Here is a 19,751-nt window from a genome sequence, read left to right on the forward strand (position 1 = left end):
GAATTGCTTTTGCGCCCAAAGAGTTGGCTCTATATAAGTCATGGTAATCATCCTTGTCATTGCTTAGATGATCAGATCATGGAACATGCAATTAGTTCAAAAAAAATCCCCAAGCTGTGGCTTGGGGATTTGTGTATAAGAGACAGGCTTGTTGCAGCCCTTTTGCTTTTATTGAATTCATTCTGAGAGGAGGTTATTTGAGATTGTGTTGAATGAGTTCAATAAGTTCGTTTTCAGTTTCTGGCATTTTTTTTAGTTCGACGGCACATGAAGCGCCACCTTTAAGCATGTAAGCGCTGGTAGTGCAGTGATCATGGTGAAACCACTTTCCATCAATACAAACGTCTGTATAACAGCGAGGGTCTTGTTTCAATTCCATAATTCAATCCTTTGTTAAAGAGTTATTAACATATATTAAACATAGCCTTGTTTTTAATATGGTTAATTGATCTAAATCAATTCTATGTGGCCTATATACCAAGGTAGTAGTGATACTGAGCACAAGTTGTAACAACAAAAAAGGGAGCGAGTGCTCCCCAAATGCAGTGTATTGTTGGTTACGCTTGCGCGTATAAGTAGGTGCGATAACCGCCGATGAGGTTTTTAGCTTTATAGCCGTTGTTAACCAATTGTCTGTACGCGACATTGCCACGCAAGCCTACTTGGCAGTAGATGATGATTTCTTTGTCTTTGGGTAGCTCTTCCATACGTTGGCGAAGCTGATCCACTGGAATGTTTATCGCTCCTTTGAGATAGCCCACTGACTGTAATTCCCCAGGATTGCGAACATCGAGAAGAATCTGATCATCAGTTAGATTGGTTATCTCATCATAATGTATTGCCGTTGCATCGCCTTTGATGAGGTTATTTGCAACAAATGCGGCTTGGTTAATGACATCTTTAGCACTGCCGAAAGGAGGAGCGTAAGTCAGCTCCAAATGTTGCAGCTGTTCAACTGTCATCCCAGCACGTTGCGCCACCGCCATGACGTCGATACGTTTGTCTATGCCATCTTTGCCGACCGCCTGAGCACCTAGAATCTTTCCAGACTTAGGATCGAAGAGCATCTTAAAAGACACAATCTCAGCGCCAGGGTAATAGCTCGCATGACTTGCGGTGTGTACGTAGACTTTCTCGTAGTCAACACCATCGCGCTTAAGTTGCTTCTCGTTTTTACCTGTCGAGGCTATAGCAAGCTCAAACACCTTACAAATAGCGGTACCTTGGGTGCCTTGATATGTTTCGCTTCTGCCCAGCATATTGTCTGCTGCCATGCGGCCTTGTCTGTTTGCTGGCCCGGCAAGCGGTACAAGTGTTTGCGCGCCTGTCACAAAATCTTTTTCTTCAATGGCATCGCCAACAGCAAAGATCGAAGGATCCGATGTCTGCATCATATCGTTAGTTTTGATGCCGCCTAATGGTCCAAGTTCTAACCCAGCCTGAACGGCGAGATTAGTCTCAGGGCGAACACCAATTGCCATGATCAACAAGTCGGTTTCTAACTGTTGGCCATTATTCAGTGACAGGAGTAAGTTCTCGTTGTCCTTGTGAGGTTGGTATTCAATGGCTTCTAGTGCCACGCCTAACTGTAAATCGATGCCTTTTTGTTTGATTTCTGCATGGACAAAGCCTGCCATTTCACGATCGACTGGCGTCATGACTTGATCAGCCATTTCAATCAAAGAAGTTTGTATGCCTAATGCGTGGAATGCTTCCATCATCTCTAGTCCGATAAAGCCGCCACCAACAACCGTAGCATGCGTTACTTGTTTGGTTTTGAGGACATTGAGGATTTTATCCATATCGGGAATATTACGAAGAGAATGGGTGAGTGGGTTATCAATCCCTGGGATAGGCGGAACGACAGGTGAAGCGCCAGGACTTAGGAGTAAGAAATCATAGCTTTCTGTATATTCGCTACCATCAAGAACATTTTTAACAGTGACAGATTTATTGCTTCGATCGACCGAAATCACTTCATTCATGACTCTGGCATCAACGTTGAAACGAGCTAAAAAGCTTTCCGGTGTTTGAAGCAACAGCTTGCCTCTGTCTTGGATCTCACCACCAATATGGTACGGAAGACCACAGTTAGCAAAAGAGACATGTGGGCCGCGCTCGAACATGACGATTTCAGCGTCTTCGCTTAAACGACGAGCTCTTGCCGCGGCAGAGGCTCCACCAGCTACGCCCCCAACAATCAAAATCTTAGTCATCAATCGCTCCTTTCAACGTTTATATGATGAGGTAATGCATCCACTATAAAAACATTAATTAGCAATGTCTAATGTTAATTTATCTAATTACGAAAATACTAAATTAGTATTGACTAAATTAAATTAATTAGTAAACTCTAATGTAAGTTAAAGTTTGAAGGAGGCTAAGATTTGCAAGCCATAGAATTAACCAAAATGCAGAGTAACGTCCTTGAGGCGTCAGAACTGCTAAGAGTCATGGCACACCCTGAGAGGCTGATGGTGCTATGTCAGCTAACTCAAGGTGAAATGGGCGTTGGTGAGTTGCAAGAGCAATCCACTCTTAGTCAATCTGCTTTTTCACAACATTTAACGGTACTGCGCAAGCATCGTCTTATCGCTGCGCGTAAATCATCACAACAAGTGTTCTATTCACTGTCAGATCCGCGTGTAGAGCAGCTAATTTCGACACTACACAGTGTGTTTTGTGACTCGGAGGAGAAGGTTGATGTTTGATTCGATTCCTTGGATATCATTATTGGGTGGCATGCTCTTAGGTGTGTCAGCGCTATTGTTGATGTTGGTCAATGGTAAAACAGCGGGCATTAGTGGTGTCGTCAATGGGCTCATTACCCCAACAAAAGGGAACGTACAGTGGCGTTTGCTGTTTGTCGGTGGAATGGTCCTTGGTGGAGCGTTAGCGATGACGCAATTTGAGATTGCTGCTCCAGACTTTGCTCAAATTCCATTTGCTGCTTTGGTTGTTGGTGGATTATTAGTCGGATTTGGAACTAGGGTAGCGAACGGGTGCACCAGTGGCCATGGCATATGTGGTATAGGACGCTTATCTAAACGGTCTATTCTCGCGACGCTGGTATTTATGCTGACTGCCGCAATTACCGTTTATCTACGTTTGCATTGATAAGGGACGAAAAATGAAGAAATTGATGATTACGTTAACGCCTCTTATTAGCGGCCTATTGTTTGGGGTGGGGATGTCGCTATCTGGCATGATCGATCCGCAAAAGGTGATTGGCTTTTTGGATGTCGCTGGTAGTTGGGACCCAAGTTTAGCATTCGTGATGGGCGGTGCATTGGCGGTATTCATGCCTAGCTACTTTTTACTGATTAAGCCAAGAACGGTGAGCGTAAGCCAAGATAAGATTGCATCACCTTTAAATGCCCAAGTCGATTCACGATTGATAGTTGGCTCGGCGTTATTTGGCATTGGTTGGGGCACAGCTGGTATATGCCCCGGGCCTGCAGTATCAAGCGTATGGTTTGGCGGTTATTCGGTTGTACTCTTTTTATCAACAATGATATTAGGTTCACTGCTAGCCAAACTATTATTGAACCGACGAGAGGCGGCCAGCACTGCCAAAGCTATTTAATAGTCACTGAAATAGGGCAGTGGTCGCTCATTTGATGATTAAGAACGTCATCGACCTTGTAGAGGTTTTGTTTAGGCGAACCAAATGCAAGGTCACTGCTGACAATGATATGGTCGATTAGGGATTTGAATTGGTGAGTTTTGTTGGGGTTATTGCGAGACTTCACCTTACATTTCGCTTTGGTCGTTTTCGTTGCCAGTGTCGCATCAGTGCCCTTTGAAATACCTTTCCACAGCCAATCTCCGTTGTAACCAAGATTGTGGTTAAAATCTCCGAGGATGACATAAGCGTCATTGTTATCCTCACGAGCTTGAATCCATTTATTCAATTGCTCTCCCTGCGCTTTCAATGTTCGACATGCTTTGCTGTCTTTATACGCGCCTGAACAACGCGCTTTTAGGTGAACAGAAAGGGCATGAATGGGTTGCGTTGACTCTGGATACAACACCACATAACTGGCAAATCTAAGTTTGCTGTTACGCGCTAAGTCCAATTGAATATCGGGCTTATCTTCCACAGGCACTCCGCTCTTTACGGCAAACCCTGTGTATTGGTTAATATCACTGAACTGGTGGTACTGGTTTTCACCAAGAGAGCGGTGTGAAAAGTAAACTTGGTATTCGTCACCAATCACTTTTCTCAACGCTTGCTTGTCGTTGACCTCTTGAAACGCAACAACGTCACTATTGAACGAGGCAAAATGTTCGCGTAAGGCTTGGTAGTCTTGTAGTTCACGCTGCGAGGGTTTGAATTTGGCTGATGGATGGCTACTCAACCATTCTAAATTCCAAGCTGAGTAAACAGTATCCGCATAACTGTTAAATGATCCTAATAAAGTGAGGACACTAAGAATTGGCCATGTTTTTTGCATAATAGTTGACGTAATGTTTCGAATTCTATTGCAACCTTTATCCTATAAGTCATCGCAAAAAATCAAGTCTCAAATGCTCCAATTTTGCAATTTTCACGAATTACTTTCTAACTTGGATCAATGCCACCAAGATTGATTTGATCTTGAGCTAGGCTCTCTTTTTATTGATCGAAATCAATACTTTTGGCTGTGTCATCTCGTTAAATACGCCACAACATCTTGTGTCAGCTAAATAATAAATCGCCTATATAGTGTATTTTGTGGATAACTCTGTGAGTATGCTTAGGGTAAGGAGAATCAGTGAAACCAATCGTAATCAAGCGTGATGGGTCGAGAGCACCATTTAGTCGAGACCGTATCCAAGCAGCAGTAGAAGCAGCAGCGGATCACAATAGCCAAGAGATCGCTATTTATGCCCTAAATGTGGCATTAGCAGTTGAGCTCAAGCTACAAGATCGCGATGAAGTTGAGATCACTGAAGTTCAGAACCTTGTTGAAGACGAATTGATGCAAGGCCCTTACAAAGAGTTGGCACGTTCGTACATTGAATACCGCCATGACCGCGATACTGCACGCGAGAAACAGAGTGCGTTGACGCAAGAGATCGAGGGTTTGATCGAAGAGAGCAACTTAGATCTTATCAACGAAAATGCCAACAAAGACGGTAAAGTGATTCCGACACAGCGTGACCTGCTTGCGGGTATTGTTGCTAAGCACTATGCAAAAACCCACATTCTGCCGCGTGACATTGTTCAGGCACATGAGCAGGGTGATATTCACTACCACGATCTAGACTACGCACCGTTCTTCCCAATGTTTAACTGTATGTTGATTGACCTACAGGGCATGCTGACACGTGGCTTTAAGATGGGTAACGCAGAGATTGATACTCCAAAATCAATCTCTACTGCGACAGCGGTAACGGCGCAAATCATAGCGCAAGTAGCAAGCCATATTTACGGCGGCACAACAATCAACCGTATTGATGAAGTACTAGAGCCGTATGTGATGACGAGCTACGATAAGCACTTCGAGATTGCCAAAGAGTGGAACATTCCTGATGCAGAAGCGTTTGCTACTGCTCGCACTGAAAAAGAGTGTTATGACGCATTCCAGTCGCTTGAGTACGAAGTAAACACGCTACATACCGCAAACGGCCAAACTCCGTTTGTTACTTTTGGTTTTGGTCTTGGTACTAGCTGGGCATCGCGTTTGATTCAGCAATCTATTCTTAAGAACCGTATCGCGGGCCTTGGTAAAAACCGTAAAACAGCGGTATTCCCAAAACTAGTGTTTGGTATCAAAGATGGTTTGAACCACAAAGCTGAAGATCCAAACTACGACATTAAAAAGCTCGCTCTAGAGTGTGCTTCTAAGCGTATGTACCCAGACATTCTTAACTACGACAAAGTGGTAGAGATTACGGGTTCATTTAAAACGCCGATGGGTTGTCGCTCTTTCCTTGGTACCTACGAAGAGAATGGCGAACTGATTCATGAAGGTCGTAACAACCTTGGTGTTGTGAGCCTGAACCTGCCACGTATTGCGATTCAAGCAAACGGCAGTGAAGCTAAGTTCTACGAACTACTGAATGCGAAGCTTAAACTGGCTCGACGTGCATTAGAAACACGTATTACGCGTCTTGAAAACGTGAAAGCGCGTGTAGCGCCAATTCTTTACATGGAAGGTGCATGTGGCGTTCGTTTGAAAGCGGATGACTCTATTGCGGACATTTTTAAACATGGTCGCGCGTCTATCTCGCTTGGCTACATTGGTATCCACGAAACGGTTAACGCACTGTTTGGCACAGAAGCACACGTTTATGATGATGCGGTTCTACGTGAGAAAGCGCTTGGCATCATCAAGCACATGAAAGAAGCGGTGAACTCTTGGACTGACGAAACAGGTTACGGCTTTAGCCTATATGGCACACCAAGTGAAAACTTATGTAGCCGTTTCTGCCGCATCGATAACAAAGAGTTTGGTGTGATTAAAGGTGTGACTGATAAAGGTTACTACACCAACAGCTTCCACTTAGATGTGGAGAAGAAAGTAAACCCATACGACAAGATCGACTTTGAGATGCCATACCCAGAAATCTCAAGCGGTGGCTTCATTTGTTACGGTGAGTTCCCGAACATGCAACGCAACGTTGAAGCGTTAGAAAATGTCTGGGATTACAGCTATAGCCGCGTGCCATATTACGGTACCAATACTCCGATTGATGAGTGTTACGAATGTGGCTACAACGGTGAATTTGACTGTACCAGCAAGGGCTTTACGTGTCCGAGTTGTGGTAATCACGATTCAACCAAGGTATCAGTAACACGCCGAGTATGTGGTTACCTAGGCAGCCCAGATGCACGTCCGTTTAACTTCGGTAAGCAAGAAGAAGTTAAGCGTCGAGTGAAGCACCTTTAAAGGCTTACTTCCTCTCTCATACTTTGAAAATCAACCTGTAATGGGTTGATTTTCTTTTCGTCGATAAGGTCTCTTCATGAACTACCACCAATACTATCCAATTGATGTCGTTAATGGTCCAGGTACACGCTGTACGCTGTTTGTATCAGGGTGTATCCACCAATGTCGTGGCTGCTATAACCAATCGACTCAGCGCTTGGACTCTGGGATCTATTTCACTCAAGAGGCTGAAGACCAAATCATTGCCGATTTGAATGACACGCGCATTAAAAAGCGTGGTTTGTCGTTATCGGGTGGCGATCCTTTGCATCCAGCCAATGTGGCGGACATATTGAAGCTGGTTAAGCGAGTAAGAACAGAGTGTCCGGGAAAAGACATCTGGGTTTGGACTGGCTACACATTAAGTGAACTTGATGACGCGCAGAGAGAAGTCGTTGAAAATATTGACGTGCTGATTGATGGTAAGTTTGAGCAAGACAAGAAAGACCTAAACTTGGAGTGGCGGGGTAGTTCGAATCAGATTATCCATACCTTTAAGCTATAGCGAAATTTACTTCTTAGCGTGAAGTTTTGAATGTTGCGTGTATGTTAAATTTTACAGCTTTTAATCCTGATTTTCTCTTGGTCGCTAAAATTTGTTTTTGAATTTGTAAGTTAGATGATAACGTGTCAGCCGTTACTTGAATTTCAAAGGGTTATGACTTTCATGTTTTCTAATCTACCAACTCCAGTATTAGATCCTATTTTATCTCTTTCCGTTGCATACCGTAACGATGATCGCACCAACAAGGTTGACCTTGGCATTGGTGTTTATAAGAACAGCGAAGGCGAAACGCCGGTCATGAAAGCCATTCAAATGGCTCAAGACGTTGTTATCTCAAATCAAAAAACCAAGTCTTATGTAGGCCTTGCCGGTTGTGAAGAATTCAACCAAAGCATGATCGACCTGCTACTGACTGGCACATCGGCGACTGACCGTGTTGCTGCAATCCAAACACCAGGTGCGAGTGGTGCACTACGTATGTTGGGTGACTTAATGAAAGTCGCGCAGCCAGATACGACCGTTTGGATCTCGAATCCAAGCTACGTTAACCATAAGCCAGTTATGGAAGCGGCAGGCCTTAAAGTTAAGTTCTACCACTATTTCTCGCCAGAGACTAAGCAAGTTGACACTGCAAAGATGCTAGAAGACCTATCAAAAGCAGGTCCATCTGATGTTGTGTTACTTCATGGCTGTTGTCACAACCCGACAGGGGCAGACATCGACTTTGAAGCATGGCAAGCAATCACAGCGCTATCGCAAAAGAATGGATTTACGCCATTTGTTGATATCGCTTATCAAGGTTTCGGTGACGGGCTTGAAGAAGACGCAAAAGGTCTTCGCCATATGGCTGACAATGTCGAAGAAATGCTGATCACGACGTCTTGCTCTAAGAACTTCGGTCTATACCGAGAGCGTACTGGTGCGGCGATTGTTATCGGTAAATCTCAGCAAGATGTTGGTAACGCCAAAGGCAAACTTCTGACGTTAGCGCGTTCTACTTACACTATGCCGCCAGACCACGGTGCAGCATTAGTAAAAACCATTCTTCAAAATCAAGAGTTAACAACAGTTTGGAAGCAAGAGTTGAGTGAAATGCAACAGCGCTTGTTAAACTTGCGTCAGACTTTGTGTAATGAATTGAGAAATACCCACAATACTTCACAATTCGACTTTATCGAGAGCCACAAAGGCATGTTTACTGTGCTAGGCTTTACGCAAGACCAAATGACGCAACTCCGTGAAGAATATGGTATTTATGGGGTAGGCGATGGTCGTATTAATATCGCGGGCCTAACTGAAAAGGACATTCCTTACGTAGCCGAAGCGATTATCAAAGTATCTTAAATATAACGGGGCGCGATGCGTCCCTTATATTGTTTTGTCTAGATTAGGTGGTCGAATGAATAAACCTTGGAAAGTGCTGATTCCATTAATGTTAAGCGGTGGCTTAATGGCATGTTCCACAACGGGCCCGGCTCCAGTAGAGCCGGAAGAAAAGCCTGTTATCGAAGAGCCAATCGTTGAACCAGAAGTCGAACAACCAAAAGAAGAGGTTGTAGAGCCAGCTAAACCTGAGCCAACCAAACCAAAAGAACCAGTAGTTGAAGTACAGGCTAAGAAAACATCTGATGGCAAACTGCTGTTAGGTGAAGAAGAGTGGGTATATGTTCCTGGGCTAGAGCAAAGCTTTAAATCACGTGTTGATACAGGTGCAACAACGTCTTCAATTAGCGCAGTTGATGTTATTCCGTTTGAGCGAGACGGCAAAGACTGGGTTAAATTTAAAATTGAACACGACGGTGTGAAGAGTAAAGAAATTGCGCTCCCGGTTAAGCGTTGGGTGAAAATTAGACAGTCTAGTGCCGAAGGTACGCAAAAGCGTGCAGTTGTTGAAGCATGGATTCAACTTGGTGACTTGAAAGAGAAAACCGATTTTACCTTAGCTGACCGTACGCACCTGTCATTTCCACTTCTGCTAGGGCGTAGCTTTTTCAAAGATGTCGCTGTTGTCGATGTGAGCAAGAAATTCGTTCAAGATAAGCATAAATAACCTATTTATGTTCTAGATATAAAACCAGCACGATGATGATGTGCTGGTTTTTTTATTTCTAGATCATACTTTTGCGACCCATATCTGCATACTCTTTTTCCATAGGTTACTATTTGCACGTTTAGTCGGTCCCTCAGGCGCTTGCGTTCCCCTACATAAAAATCAAACACGCAGGCTGTACGTACAAATAAAATAATAAGGAATATGGATATGAAGCACTTGTCTAAGGCTATTGTTGTGCAAGATGGCAAAGTTTTGGTTCAAGAGACAGTCAAGTCATCAAGTGGGGCTAAAGTCATCGACTTTCCACTTGGGCTAGTTAGCGACAATGAGTCAGCAACTGATGCTGCGCGTAAGCTAATTGTCGAAGCAGATGAGAATCAAGTTCAGCATACTGCGACATTTAGTGGTGTTAATGAAAAAGGCGGTCGCACTTACTACGCCATCTTTAAGGCGGATGCTAAAGCTAAGTTGAAGCTTGCTCAATCAGACATGACTGAAAGTGCTCGTTGGGTAGAGCCAAAAGATTTGCCGCTCAATGATTTCTACGCAGAAGATATCGATTTTATTAAGACGCATCTGCCTCAATACAGCTAATTTATCTATTCGCTACGGATAAAACTATTCCTGTGGCAATAAAAAAGCCAATCGAAATTAACCTCGATTGGCTTTTTGTTTATCTGTAGCCGTTACTGGATTTCCAGTAGTTCTACTTCGAAGATCAGTGCCGATGCTGGTGGGATTGGGCCAGAGCCGTTTTTACCGTAAGCCAGCGGGCTAGGGATATAAAGACGGAACTTATCACCTACACTCATGTAAGTTAAACCTTCTTGCCAGCCTTTAATTACTTGATTTAGCTTGAAGCTGATTGGCTGGCCGCGATCAACAGAACTATCGAATACTGTGCCATCGATAAGTGTACCGTGGTAATGCACTTTCACTTTGCTAGACGCTGTTGGCTTTTCTTCACCTTCGCCTTTGTGAAGGATTTCGTACTGAAGGCCACTTTCAGTGGTGACAACGCCTTCTTTCTTACCGTTCTCAAGTAAGAAGGTTTGCCCAATCGCAAAGTTTTCTTCACCGGCTTTATGGTTTGTCCACGTGCGGTAGATAAAGAACGCCGCTAGAACGAAGATAATGATTGGAAAAATAATCTTAGACATAAATCCTTTCCGTCGAATTATGGTTGAGTGATTAGGAATTTGATGGTGTTAGCAATACCTTCAACATCTTGGTGAGCGCTGGTATTGACGATGTATTTACCTTTAACAACGAAGGTAGGGACTGAGTTAATCTCGCCTTTAGTTGTGATGTCATCAGCCAGTTGCATCGCAGCAAACAGTTGTTTTTGTTGCTCTTCGCTGAAGTTATATGGGCTAGTTAGGCCTCTGCTTTCAAAAGCCTTATCGATTGCTACTTTCTTATCACCTAGTGATGCGCCATCGCCCATTTGTGTTGCAGCAAACAGTTCAAGCATCATGTCATGATCAGGCTTTTGGCCTAGTTGCATTTCAGCTGCGTAATAAATCATCGCACCAATTTGTGCGCTTTCATTAAACGTAACATGAACTTTGCCAATGCTTTCGCCAGTCAATTTCTCGATAGTAGGAATTTCGTTTTCCATCTTACGGCAATGGCCACAATTAAGAGAGAAGACTTCAGTGACAAGTGGCAGACGGAACGTAGCAAGGTTCGCTGGCAGTTGTTGGTAGTGAGTGCCTTCTTGTGGGGTTGTGCTTTCAGAACACCCAACAAGCAATGTTGATAACGCAATCAGCGCGAAAGTAACAAGCTTTTTCATATTAGATTCTCATATCGGTACTACTGGTGCGCGAACACAATTAGACAGTAGTTCGTAAATAGTTGAGCAATTTTACTTTGTCCAAGTCAGAAGAGAAACAGCTAGGTGGCTGAATTTAGAATTAAAGTATGACTAATAGTTAAAGCAGAGCAAAGATTAGCCACACGAATAAAAGATTTTGAGTGAGTAGGCTAAAGTCTTGGAAAAATGGCCGATATAGTTAGAGAACAGTAAAGGACTCACGGGTGAACGAATGAAGCGCTTGGTATTACCACTTATATTAACATTAGCGGGTTGTAGCAATATGACTGACGAGATTGCGATGCTAGGCAATGATATGCTTGATACCGCACCACGTTCAGATTTTGATGTTAGATATCCAGAGTGGGGAACGCCAACCAATATTTCACCGTCTGGAGTCAAAGGCCCTATGGGGCAGCAACGTACACAGAGTTATCACAATTTACAAAGCTTCTTGACCAGTAACGGTGTTGACTATGAACTGTTGCCGGGTAATCACGTTATGGTAAAGCTTACCGACACCATCAAGTTCAATACTGGGTCGTCAAACGTATCACCTGACTCGCAATATTGGCTTGATATGATGGGTAGCTATCTCGCTACTCAGCCGGGAATCGATATTGTTATTGATGGCCACGCAGACAGTACGGGTGCACCGACGTTTAACGACGGTCTGTCAATGAAGCGAGCGAGCGCCGTAAAACGTCAGTTGGTGCGTAATAACGTCGCGATGGATTCAATCTTTACGCGCGGATACGGCGAGTATGTTCCTGCATGTAGCAATAAAACGAAAGCGGGTAAGGCGTGCAACCGCCGTGTTGAAGTGCTCTTTATCGTTTCAAATAATTAGAATCTAAGTGCTTTTTTCCCGTATTTGATGCATTAAAAAAGCCCCTGAATAGTGTCTATTCAGGGGCTTTTTGATAATTTGTATTGTTGTTATGCGGCGCTTTTAACTTGCTCGTCTTTTTTTTCGCTTTGCATCTTTGCTAGGAAATAAACGTTAACACACGCAATAAAGCCGTTAGTTACGACGACAGGCCAGGCATCAATCATAAGGCCGTATGCAGTGAATAGTGCACAACCGATGAAGTTAAGAACACGTAGTTTCACAATGTCTTTCATCGTTAGTGAGATAGCGACCATGATAGACGCTGCATAACCTAGAATTTCAACCATATCCATAATTTGACCCTCTTAATTTTTGCCGAACGTTGTCGGTACCAATTCTTCTCTTCTTGAGATAACTGAGGAAGCTCCGTGCCTCGAATGGTCTAATTGATTAACTGAGACGAACTATAACAGGGCTAAATGTGTGATGAAACCCCCAGAAATGTGAACGGAGAGGGTTAGCGATTACGCAAACGTTTTACGCACATATCACTCAATAAATAACCAAATTTGTTGGTAGCAAGTCTCAATAAAAAGCCCGCTGATTACAGCGGGCTCTAAGAATACAGGTGAAATAAGAATTATTTCTTCTTACCTTGGATTACTTTATCTTCTTCAGTCAGCTCGCGGATACGGCGGCTGATGTCACGGCGCTCTTTAGAGATCTCAGCACTCTTGATGATGTGATCATCAACGCGATCTTCGTAGTCAGCTTTCATGTTCTTGATAATGCCAACAATCTCGTCTGTGCTCATGTCTGAACTGATGTAATCAAGCAAGTTTTCTAGTAGGTCAACACGCTTACGGTTATCACGAACTTTCTTCTCGTTGTCGATAAGTTCACGTTTTAATTTATTTTTACGACGTGCTTCAGATACGATTTCAAATACACCGCTCATAAGTCTCTTTCCCTAATTTTTGGTTAACTGCTATCGATTAAATCACAACATCTACTGTGATAACAGTCTTTAGATCAATCATTACAATGTGTTGACGCTTTTATAGCCAATCTACAACGAGACAATTGAGCACTGGCAAGGAACGATATATGATTTGCCCATTGTGAGTTAAATAAAGCGCAAGCAATGCGTACGTCCCAGATTGTCATTCCTCCACCTAAAGGCGCTCCTGAAGGTAGAGCAAGTAAACTTGTATCAGCGTATAAAAAAGAGCGGACTCAGCAAGAAATTACTGAAGTAGAATTGAATCGCAGTAAAATTGTGATGATTGACGAGAACGGAGACTTTAAGTCTGTACCGATCTTGGCTGAGCACTAGTGGAATCACGTAACAAGAATAAGATAAGGAAACGGTATGAATATTGAGCTTAACCCTATTGAGGCGCGTGTTATCGGCTGCTTGATTGAGAAAGAAGTCACCACACCTGACTACTACCCGTTAACTCTCAATAGCTTAACAACTGCTTGTAATCAAAAGAGCAACCGAGAGCCAGTGATGGCCTTGTCCGATGGTGATGTCCAACAGGCAGTAGACGCGTTAATTTCTCGCCGTTTGGTTAGCGACGAGAGTGGCTTTAACAGTCGTGCTAACAAGTTTCAGCATCGTTTCTGCAATACCGAGTTTGGTGATCTTAAATTAACCAAACAAGAAAAAGGGATTGTTTGCTGCCTGCTACTACGTGGCGCGCAAACACCGGGTGAACTGAGAACACGCACCAACCGATTAGCTGACTTTAGCGACGTTAAAGAAGTAGAGGCAGTGCTTGATAACATGGCGTCTCGTGAAGAAGGAGCGTTAGTTGTGAAGCTACCGCGCGAAGCGGGCAAGCGTGAATCTCGCTACATGCATCTATTTAGTGGCGAAGTGGATATTGAAGCTTTAGCTACTGCAGCACCAGTTTCATCTCCAAGCAATGATCGAATCGAACAGCTGGAACAAGAAGTAGAATCTCTGAAAACAGAAATGGCAGAGCTTCGCGCTATTGTCGAGCAGCTTCAAGCTTAATGAGTTCAGAGACTGACAAGTCAATTTCGGGTTGGTACATCTATTTAGTCCGAATGCGAAATAATGCGCTCTACTGCGGTATTACCACCGATGTAGAGCGCAGGTTTTCAGAACATCAAAGGGGCACTGGTGCTAAAGCATTAAAAGGCAAAGGACCACTTGAATTGGCATGGTTTCATCAGGCAGGAGATACGAGAAGTAGTGCTTCTAAACTTGAGTATAAAATTAAGCGTTTAAGCAAATGCCAAAAAGAAACGCTCGTTTCAGGGGCAAAACAACTCTCCGATTTGGTAGAACTAGCACTAATTGACTAAAAAACACTCTAAAACTTAATATTTGTATTAACCTTGATAATGATAAGTATGCAACTTATAAGGTTAATAAGGATATGAATCAATTAAGTAAAATGTCATTAGTGGTGGGTTGTCTCGGCTTTTCAACGGTGAGTATTGGTGCAACCGTGATTGCCGATGGTCGAGGCAATGGTATGGGTAATACCGGTGTGACGAGCGCGGATTATCTATTGGCTCCTTTTTATAACCCTGCTTTAACCGCTGTTCATCGTGATAGCGACACATTTGGTATTCTTGTACCAGCGATTGGTGCCAATGTTCGTGATACCGACGGTTCACTTGATACCATCGATAGCCTACAAGATACGATTACAACTTTTGAAAATAGTGGTAGTACTGATCCCGCTATTGCTACTCAGTTAAATGGCTATTTGACCGATTTGTCGGATGATAAGCCGTTAGCAGTGACTGGTGGGGTTGGTATTGCTGTCGCTATACCAATCAACACACTATCAGCAAATATATTCACTCGGGGTTATGCTGAGGTCATCGCCGTAACCGCAATTGCACCGAACAACGGTAATGGTTTAACCGAAGTTACAACGCGTTATGAAAACTCTGAAGTCGATATGATCGCCTTTGGCTACACTGAGTTTGGTGTTGCACTTGCTAAACGTATGACAGTTCAAGGCCAAGATGTTTCATTTGGTGTGACTCCTAAGTACCAACAGCTCAAAACCTACAAACAAAACCTTTCCGTTGAAGATTTCGATGTCAGTGACTATGACGAAAGTGAAACGAAAGAGAACGCGTTTAACATGGACCTAGGCGCGGTTTGGTTTTATGACGCTTACCGAGTTGGTATTGCCATCAAAGATCTATTTTCCAAAAAAATCGATACGTTAAACGTCGGTAGTGGCGTGAGTACGTATAAGTTGGATACTCAGGTGACGGTATCGGGTTCATACGCAATGGAGTACTTAGTCGCGAGTGCGGACTTAGACTTAACCTCCCAAGAGCGCTTTACTGATTTAAACGATGATACTCAGTACTTGCGCCTTGGTATTGAAGGTAATGCATTTGGCTGGGCTCAGCTTAGAGCCGGTTACGAAATGGATCTAGAAAGCACCGTGGATGACTCTGTGACACTTGGCGTAGGGATCAGCCCAGGTGATTTAGTGAGCTTTGATTTAGCCGGAAGCTACGCTGGCAGTAACCAATTTGGTCTTTCTGGCAATTTAGCTTTTACGTTCTAGACACTATTCGGCATAATAGAAAATCTGAGATAAATGAATGAGTTGGACTCATTCATTTTGTCTCATTTTATAAATAACGAATAAGGCGCTAGAAACTCTAATATAATAAATAGTGCTCAGTCTGGTTGGTTACAAGAGAAATTTGCATGTCAAAAACGCTAATATTATCGATATTCGCTTTATATTCTTCAGCTTCATTTGCCCACACTACTCAAGTGCTGAACGGTTATTGGCAGTACGACGAGTACTTAGAAGCTCATCCAAAACAACAACAGCTTACTACTCAACTCAGCGACGAAGTTCGCCGTTATCCCACTCCCTTAGCGGTTCAGCAGCAAAAGCCAGTGACTATCTCAGTTGTCTATCCTGGGCAACAGATCTCAGATTACTGGAGCCGTAACATCAAGGCGTTTGAAACGCGCCTAGAGAAATTAGGGGTCAGCTACAGCATCAACCAAGTGTTTACTCGACCTAATATTGACGTCAGGCAGCAGAGTCTTTCGTTACTTGAAGCGGTGCAAAATGACTCAGATTACTTAATCTTCACACTCGACACGACGCGTCACCGCAAGTTTATTGAGCATGTTCTTAGCTCAACGGATACCAAATTGATACTGCAAAACATCACGACTCCAGTTCGTGCTTGGGATCATCAACAGCCATTTATGTATGTTGGTTTTGACCATATCAAAGGCACGCGAGTGATTGAAAGCTACTATAAGGAACAAGTAGAGAAAGAAAGCCGTTACTCGGTGCTCTATTTCTCGGAAGGTTATGTGAGTGATGCTAGGGGTGACACATTTATTGAAGAAATGAGCCACCATGATGACTATAAGCTCTCGTCTTCGTTTTATACCAAAGCGACTCGCGACTCAGGCTATCAAGCCGCGTTGGCTGCGATTGAAAAAGATCCTAATCTCAAGTTTATCTATGCATGTTCTACAGACGTGGCGTTAGGTGCGGCAGATGCATTAACTGACCTTGAACGCACAGACATCTTATTAAATGGTTGGGGAGGTGGAACTGCAGAGCTAGAAGCGATTGCAGAGAAGCGTTTAAACGTGACGGTAATGCGTATGAATGATGATACTGGTATCGCGATGGCAGAAGCAATCAAGTGGGATATTGAAGGCCGAGCGGTTCCTCATGTCTACTCGGGAGATTTTGAATTAGTGACCAGTGAAAATAGCGCCGGTAAGTTAGAGAAACTAAAACAACGCGCGTTTAGGTATTCGGATCAGTAATGAGAAGACTTTTCTCACACGGCAATAAGAACCGGCTTGCCACGATACTGACCAACTCCATTTTCCTCGTAATTGGGGTATTGATTATCGTGATGGTGTTACAAAACTATCAGGTTAATCGAGAGGTAGTATCGCAAGAAATCGGTCGGACTAAGCAGCAAACAAAGAGTCTGGTTCAAGAGATTTTCAACCTTAGGATTAAGTCTCTAGAAATCCAGCAAGATAGCTACAGTCGAAACCGTGTGCTGCTCGAAGGCCTGCTGAGTGATGATGCTCCAGCCCTTGGTCGATTCTTTAATGGAATCGACCAAGTCTCACCTGATCTGGCACCTGATTTTCGTTTTATTTATAGCAACGGCGGCATTGTATGGGATGACGCAAACTATCAATTCTATGGCATCTCAGAGCCACAGATTCTCCACCTAACAGAAGATATGGTGAGTGGCACTGACTGGTATATTTCGCAAACGCCTTCTAGCATGGGCATGCGTTATTTGATGATGCGTCGCACCGCGATCATCGATCTCTATACGGGTGAAGTGGTTGGCTTTCTATTTATCGGTGTGGTGCTAAATAACAACTTCTCTTTAGTTAATGCGATAACGAAAGGGGGCAATGCCGATGAGATACTTTTGGCGGTTGGCTCACAAGTGATCGCGGCGAGTACTAAGGATCAAGACTTTCAGCATATTGAGTGGCTTGAACAATCTTCGCACTCCTTAAATGCAAGCCGTTACATGGTGTCGAAAACAGACCTCACCATTAATAACGTGCCGACCTTTCTATCGGTTTATACCATTCAGGGTAACGAACACGTTGTTCAATTCGTTCGTAGCCACTATGTGTGGATTGCAATCGCGAGTCTGCTAGTAATGTGTATTGCGATTTATACACGCATTTGGGTCGGTAAAAGAGTATCCAAAGAACTACAGAGTCTGATGAAGTACGCTGATACGTCGATTCAACGCCAAACTGTTAGTGACTTCGCGGGTTCAAGTATTGAAGAATTCCATCAGATAGGGAACTCGTTCCAACGTTCCTTTAAACGATTAAATGAGCAAGAAAAGCAGTTTGCCGACCTGTTTAACTTTTCTTTGTCGCCAGTGACGCTCTGGAATGTGGAGGGACAGTTGGTGCGTTTCAACCCTTCTGCGGAAAGATGCTTTAAAACCGATAAAGCACGCCGATTGCTGATTGAGAGTCTTCAACCTCATATCAGAATGTGTGCGCAAGGGGCGACATTAACCGGTATTAATACCACGATTGCTAATAAGACATTCCGTTGGAACTTGTCACCCATTACTACCGACAGTAGTGTCATGCGCATCATGGCGCAGGGGCAAGATATCACCAGTTTTATTGAAGCTGAGAAGCAGAGTGAGGCGGCAAGAGAAGAGGCAGAAGAATCAGCGCGCGTGCGATCTGATTTTTTGGCCAAAATGAGCCACGAACTCCGTACTCCGCTAAATGGTATTCTGGGTGTTTCCCAACTGCTGAAAAGCAAAATGGATGATCCTCGCGATGTCGAACACATGGAGGTGCTGTGTAATAGCGGTGAACACCTCTTAGCAGTGCTGAACGATATCCTTGATTTTTCAAAGATTGAGCACGGTAAGTTTCACATCGAGAAATCTGCGTTCAGGCTAGCTGAGCTGACGAATACGGTTGAGAAAATATTTACACCACTGTGTGATAGTAAAGGTGTCGACTTTAGCGTTGAAAGTAACATCGATGCTGAAAGTTGGGTATTTAGCGATCAAATTCGCTTGAACCAGATAATGTTCAATCTTGTTAGTAATGCGGTTAAGTTTACTCATCAGGGGCACGTCCAAGTACGCGTTAATGCACTAGATCAAGGTGGGACGACGTGGCTTAAGGTTGAGGTTTTTGATACTGGGATTGGTATTGAAAAGAGTAAGCTAAAAGATATTTTTGAACCCTTTGTGCAAGCTGAATCAACGACAACTCGTGAATATGGCGGTAGTGGCTTAGGTCTAGCAATTGTTCGTAGTCTAGTGTCAATAATGGATGGCGAAATTGAAATTGAAAGTGAAGTCGCGAAAGGGACACATTTCACCGTACATGTTCCTATTCAGTTAGGGATGAATCCAACCTTCTTACCTGAAAATACCGGCCTTTTGGCTGAGCCAGCGACCCTGTTTGACGAGCAAGTACATGTACTTTTGGTCGAAGACAATCATACCAATGCATTTATTGCCAAAGCGTTTTGCGAAAAATATGGCATGAAAGTTACTTGGGTAAAAGATGGTTTGCATGCGATCGATTTCTTGAAGAAAGATAGTCAAGTTGCCCTTATTTTGATGGACAATCAGTTACCCAATTTGGGTGGGATAGAGGCGACGAAGATTATCCGTAATGAGCTGGGATTGACCATTCCGATCTATGCGTGTACCGCAGATGGTATGCAAGAAACGCGACATTCGTTTTTAAGAGCAGGTGCTAATTATGTGATTGTGAAGCCGATAAAGGAGATCGCGTTAAACAAAGCGTTTTTGCACTTTAAGAAAAATTACCATCAAATGGCAGAGATGAAATAGAACAAAGGGCTGTGATTACACCTGTCTCTTATACACAATTCCCCAAGCCACAGCTTGGGGATTTTTTTTGAACTAATTGCATGTTCCATGATCTGATCATCTAAGCAACAACAGCGATTCCTCGTTCGCTCAATGCAAAGCCGCTGTATAAAAGAGCATGATAATCGTCTTTATGATTACGCTTCCAAGCTGCAATCAGCCGGAGAAAGAGTGCTCGACATACCACAAAAAGGCGGTCGTCAAGCTCGCAG

At 43.5% G+C, this 19,751-nt stretch carries 23 protein-coding genes and 1 pseudogene; 17 read left to right on the top strand and 7 right to left on the bottom strand.

Translation table 11 applies throughout. The features are described from left to right. A partial coding sequence (locus ELS82_RS26705) for a hypothetical protein (RefSeq protein ID WP_208733234.1) occupies nt 1-186 on the top strand: 186 nt, incomplete at its 5' end. 7 nt (nt 187-193) lie between these two features. On the opposite strand, the gene ELS82_RS20885 is transcribed toward ELS82_RS26705, so the two are convergent. After that, nucleotides 194-379, bottom strand: a complete 186-nt coding sequence (locus tag ELS82_RS20885; protein ID WP_004411643.1) for a hypothetical protein — start codon at nt 377-379, stop codon at nt 194-196. 178 nt (nt 380-557) lie between these two features. Further along, entirely contained in the window at nt 558-2,216 is a 1,659-nt protein-coding gene (locus ELS82_RS20890; protein WP_134837186.1) for an FAD-dependent oxidoreductase, read from the bottom strand. Between the two features lie 195 nt (nt 2,217-2,411). Here ELS82_RS20890 and ELS82_RS20895 point away from each other — a divergent pair, with 195 nt between their 5' ends. The 3 genes from ELS82_RS20895 to ELS82_RS20905 are packed head-to-tail and all read left to right on the top strand — an operon-like array spanning nt 2,412 to nt 3,586. Then, on the top strand, nt 2,412-2,711 hold the full coding sequence (locus tag ELS82_RS20895; protein WP_134837205.1) for an ArsR/SmtB family transcription factor: 300 nt from the start codon (nt 2,412-2,414) through the stop codon (nt 2,709-2,711). Beyond that, on the top strand, nt 2,704-3,117 hold the full coding sequence (locus ELS82_RS20900) for a YeeE/YedE family protein (RefSeq protein WP_134837187.1): 414 nt from the start codon (nt 2,704-2,706) through the stop codon (nt 3,115-3,117). Before ELS82_RS20895 ends, ELS82_RS20900 begins: the two co-directional genes overlap by 8 nt. Before the next feature lie 13 nt (nt 3,118-3,130). After that, nucleotides 3,131-3,586: a YeeE/YedE family protein gene (locus ELS82_RS20905; RefSeq protein WP_134837188.1), complete on the top strand. Its 456-nt coding sequence runs from the start codon at nt 3,131-3,133 to the stop codon at nt 3,584-3,586. On the opposite strand, the gene ELS82_RS20910 is transcribed toward ELS82_RS20905, so the two are convergent. Then, the gene (locus ELS82_RS20910) at nt 3,579-4,457 is read right to left on the bottom strand and encodes an endonuclease/exonuclease/phosphatase family protein (RefSeq protein ID WP_134837189.1); all 879 of its coding nucleotides are present in this window, start codon (nt 4,455-4,457) and stop codon (nt 3,579-3,581) included. The genes ELS82_RS20905 and ELS82_RS20910 overlap by 8 nt on opposite strands. A gap of 300 nt (nt 4,458-4,757) precedes the next feature. Between ELS82_RS20910 and nrdD the strand changes: the two genes are divergently transcribed. From nrdD to ELS82_RS20935, 5 genes are all read left to right on the top strand, one after another. Beyond that, nucleotides 4,758-6,878 (top strand): anaerobic ribonucleoside-triphosphate reductase, encoded by a 2,121-nt coding sequence (gene nrdD / locus ELS82_RS20915; RefSeq protein WP_134837190.1) that lies wholly within the window; start codon nt 4,758-4,760, stop codon nt 6,876-6,878. A gap of 76 nt (nt 6,879-6,954) precedes the next feature. Next, complete coding sequence (nrdG, locus tag ELS82_RS20920) at nt 6,955-7,422, top strand: anaerobic ribonucleoside-triphosphate reductase-activating protein (protein ID WP_134837191.1); 468 nt, start codon at nt 6,955-6,957, stop codon at nt 7,420-7,422. A 162-nt stretch (nt 7,423-7,584) separates the two neighbouring features. After that, nucleotides 7,585-8,766, top strand: a complete 1,182-nt coding sequence (locus ELS82_RS20925) for an amino acid aminotransferase (RefSeq protein WP_167489428.1) — start codon at nt 7,585-7,587, stop codon at nt 8,764-8,766. A 55-nt stretch (nt 8,767-8,821) separates the two neighbouring features. After that, nucleotides 8,822-9,472 carry an ATP-dependent zinc protease family protein gene (locus tag ELS82_RS20930; RefSeq protein WP_134837193.1) on the top strand — a complete coding sequence of 217 codons (651 nt, stop codon included), beginning with the start codon at nt 8,822-8,824 and terminating at the stop codon, nt 9,470-9,472. Nucleotides 9,473-9,682: 210 nt separating this feature from the next. After that, nucleotides 9,683-10,069, top strand: coding sequence for an NUDIX hydrolase (locus ELS82_RS20935; RefSeq protein WP_134837194.1), 387 nt, complete (start codon nt 9,683-9,685; stop codon nt 10,067-10,069). 92 nt (nt 10,070-10,161) lie between these two features. Here ELS82_RS20935 and bamJ read toward each other — a convergent pair whose 3' ends face one another. Together bamJ and ELS82_RS20945 are read right to left on the bottom strand one after the other, a co-directional pair. After that, on the bottom strand, nt 10,162-10,635 hold the full coding sequence (bamJ, locus tag ELS82_RS20940) for a BamJ family beta-barrel-assembly machinery protein (RefSeq protein ID WP_134837195.1): 474 nt from the start codon (nt 10,633-10,635) through the stop codon (nt 10,162-10,164). Nucleotides 10,636-10,652: 17 nt separating this feature from the next. Beyond that, entirely contained in the window at nt 10,653-11,273 is a 621-nt protein-coding gene (locus tag ELS82_RS20945) for a thiol:disulfide interchange protein DsbA/DsbL (RefSeq protein ID WP_134837196.1), read from the bottom strand. Nucleotides 11,274-11,526: 253 nt separating this feature from the next. On the opposite strand from ELS82_RS20945, the gene ELS82_RS20950 reads away from it, so the two are divergent. Continuing rightward, nucleotides 11,527-12,144: an OmpA family protein gene (locus ELS82_RS20950; RefSeq protein WP_134837197.1), complete on the top strand. Its 618-nt coding sequence runs from the start codon at nt 11,527-11,529 to the stop codon at nt 12,142-12,144. Nucleotides 12,145-12,233: 89 nt separating this feature from the next. On the opposite strand, the gene ELS82_RS20955 is transcribed toward ELS82_RS20950, so the two are convergent. Then, a complete protein-coding gene (locus ELS82_RS20955; protein ID WP_134837198.1) occupies nt 12,234-12,479 on the bottom strand; it encodes a YgjV family protein in 246 nt (81 codons plus the stop codon). Between the two features lie 287 nt (nt 12,480-12,766). Beyond that, nucleotides 12,767-13,084, bottom strand: a complete 318-nt coding sequence (locus ELS82_RS20960) for a DUF496 family protein (protein WP_004411669.1) — start codon at nt 13,082-13,084, stop codon at nt 12,767-12,769. Between the two features lie 186 nt (nt 13,085-13,270). On the opposite strand from ELS82_RS20960, the gene ELS82_RS20965 reads away from it, so the two are divergent. From ELS82_RS20965 to ELS82_RS20995, 7 genes and pseudogenes are all read left to right on the top strand, one after another. Beyond that, the gene (locus ELS82_RS20965; RefSeq protein ID WP_134837199.1) at nt 13,271-13,462 is read left to right on the top strand and encodes a hypothetical protein; all 192 of its coding nucleotides are present in this window, start codon (nt 13,271-13,273) and stop codon (nt 13,460-13,462) included. A gap of 36 nt (nt 13,463-13,498) precedes the next feature. Further along, nucleotides 13,499-14,149, top strand: a complete 651-nt coding sequence (locus ELS82_RS20970; protein ID WP_134837200.1) for a YceH family protein — start codon at nt 13,499-13,501, stop codon at nt 14,147-14,149. Further along, a complete protein-coding gene (locus ELS82_RS20975) occupies nt 14,149-14,463 on the top strand; it encodes a GIY-YIG nuclease family protein (protein ID WP_134837201.1) in 315 nt (104 codons plus the stop codon). Before ELS82_RS20970 ends, ELS82_RS20975 begins: the two co-directional genes overlap by 1 nt. 74 nt (nt 14,464-14,537) lie before the next feature. Then, a complete protein-coding gene (locus ELS82_RS20980) occupies nt 14,538-15,698 on the top strand; it encodes a conjugal transfer protein TraF (RefSeq protein ID WP_134837202.1) in 1,161 nt (386 codons plus the stop codon). A 146-nt stretch (nt 15,699-15,844) separates the two neighbouring features. Further along, nucleotides 15,845-16,942: a substrate-binding domain-containing protein gene (locus tag ELS82_RS20985; protein WP_134837203.1), complete on the top strand. Its 1,098-nt coding sequence runs from the start codon at nt 15,845-15,847 to the stop codon at nt 16,940-16,942. Then, nucleotides 16,942-19,500 carry a quorum-sensing autoinducer 2 sensor kinase/phosphatase LuxQ gene (gene luxQ / locus ELS82_RS20990; RefSeq protein ID WP_134837204.1) on the top strand — a complete coding sequence of 853 codons (2,559 nt, stop codon included), beginning with the start codon at nt 16,942-16,944 and terminating at the stop codon, nt 19,498-19,500. Before ELS82_RS20985 ends, luxQ begins: the two co-directional genes overlap by 1 nt. A 99-nt stretch (nt 19,501-19,599) precedes the next feature. Next, a pseudogene (locus tag ELS82_RS20995) lies at nt 19,600-19,751 on the top strand (IS4 family transposase); the annotation flags it as partial.

Origin of the sequence: Vibrio ouci (genome assembly GCF_004551525.1) — a bacterium.
Taxonomy (GTDB): Bacteria; Pseudomonadota; Gammaproteobacteria; order Enterobacterales; family Vibrionaceae; genus Vibrio; species Vibrio ouci.

Excerpts from the sequence above, each read along its gene's own strand:
- ELS82_RS20885 (WP_004411643.1), bottom strand. The coding sequence starts at position 379 with ATGGAATTGAAACAAGACCCTCGCTGTTATACAGACGTTTGTATTGAT.
- ELS82_RS20890 (WP_134837186.1), bottom strand. The coding sequence starts at position 2,216 with ATGACTAAGATTTTGATTGTTGGGGGCGTAGCTGGTGGAGCCTCTGCC.
- ELS82_RS20895 (WP_134837205.1), top strand. The coding sequence starts at position 2,412 with ATGCAGAGTAACGTCCTTGAGGCGTCAGAACTGCTAAGAGTCATGGCA.
- ELS82_RS20900 (WP_134837187.1), top strand. The coding sequence starts at position 2,704 with ATGTTTGATTCGATTCCTTGGATATCATTATTGGGTGGCATGCTCTTA.
- ELS82_RS20905 (WP_134837188.1), top strand. The coding sequence starts at position 3,131 with ATGAAGAAATTGATGATTACGTTAACGCCTCTTATTAGCGGCCTATTG.
- ELS82_RS20910 (WP_134837189.1), bottom strand. The coding sequence starts at position 4,457 with ATGCAAAAAACATGGCCAATTCTTAGTGTCCTCACTTTATTAGGATCA.
- nrdG (WP_134837191.1), top strand. The coding sequence starts at position 6,955 with ATGAACTACCACCAATACTATCCAATTGATGTCGTTAATGGTCCAGGT.
- ELS82_RS20925 (WP_167489428.1), top strand. The coding sequence starts at position 7,585 with ATGTTTTCTAATCTACCAACTCCAGTATTAGATCCTATTTTATCTCTT.
- ELS82_RS20930 (WP_134837193.1), top strand. The coding sequence starts at position 8,822 with ATGAATAAACCTTGGAAAGTGCTGATTCCATTAATGTTAAGCGGTGGC.
- ELS82_RS20935 (WP_134837194.1), top strand. The coding sequence starts at position 9,683 with ATGAAGCACTTGTCTAAGGCTATTGTTGTGCAAGATGGCAAAGTTTTG.
- bamJ (WP_134837195.1), bottom strand. The coding sequence starts at position 10,635 with ATGTCTAAGATTATTTTTCCAATCATTATCTTCGTTCTAGCGGCGTTC.
- ELS82_RS20945 (WP_134837196.1), bottom strand. The coding sequence starts at position 11,273 with ATGAAAAAGCTTGTTACTTTCGCGCTGATTGCGTTATCAACATTGCTT.
- ELS82_RS20950 (WP_134837197.1), top strand. The coding sequence starts at position 11,527 with ATGAAGCGCTTGGTATTACCACTTATATTAACATTAGCGGGTTGTAGC.
- ELS82_RS20955 (WP_134837198.1), bottom strand. The coding sequence starts at position 12,479 with ATGGATATGGTTGAAATTCTAGGTTATGCAGCGTCTATCATGGTCGCT.
- ELS82_RS20960 (WP_004411669.1), bottom strand. The coding sequence starts at position 13,084 with ATGAGCGGTGTATTTGAAATCGTATCTGAAGCACGTCGTAAAAATAAA.
- ELS82_RS20965 (WP_134837199.1), top strand. The coding sequence starts at position 13,271 with ATGCGTACGTCCCAGATTGTCATTCCTCCACCTAAAGGCGCTCCTGAA.
- ELS82_RS20970 (WP_134837200.1), top strand. The coding sequence starts at position 13,499 with ATGAATATTGAGCTTAACCCTATTGAGGCGCGTGTTATCGGCTGCTTG.
- ELS82_RS20975 (WP_134837201.1), top strand. The coding sequence starts at position 14,149 with ATGAGTTCAGAGACTGACAAGTCAATTTCGGGTTGGTACATCTATTTA.
- ELS82_RS20980 (WP_134837202.1), top strand. The coding sequence starts at position 14,538 with ATGAATCAATTAAGTAAAATGTCATTAGTGGTGGGTTGTCTCGGCTTT.
- ELS82_RS20985 (WP_134837203.1), top strand. The coding sequence starts at position 15,845 with ATGTCAAAAACGCTAATATTATCGATATTCGCTTTATATTCTTCAGCT.
- luxQ (WP_134837204.1), top strand. The coding sequence starts at position 16,942 with ATGAGAAGACTTTTCTCACACGGCAATAAGAACCGGCTTGCCACGATA.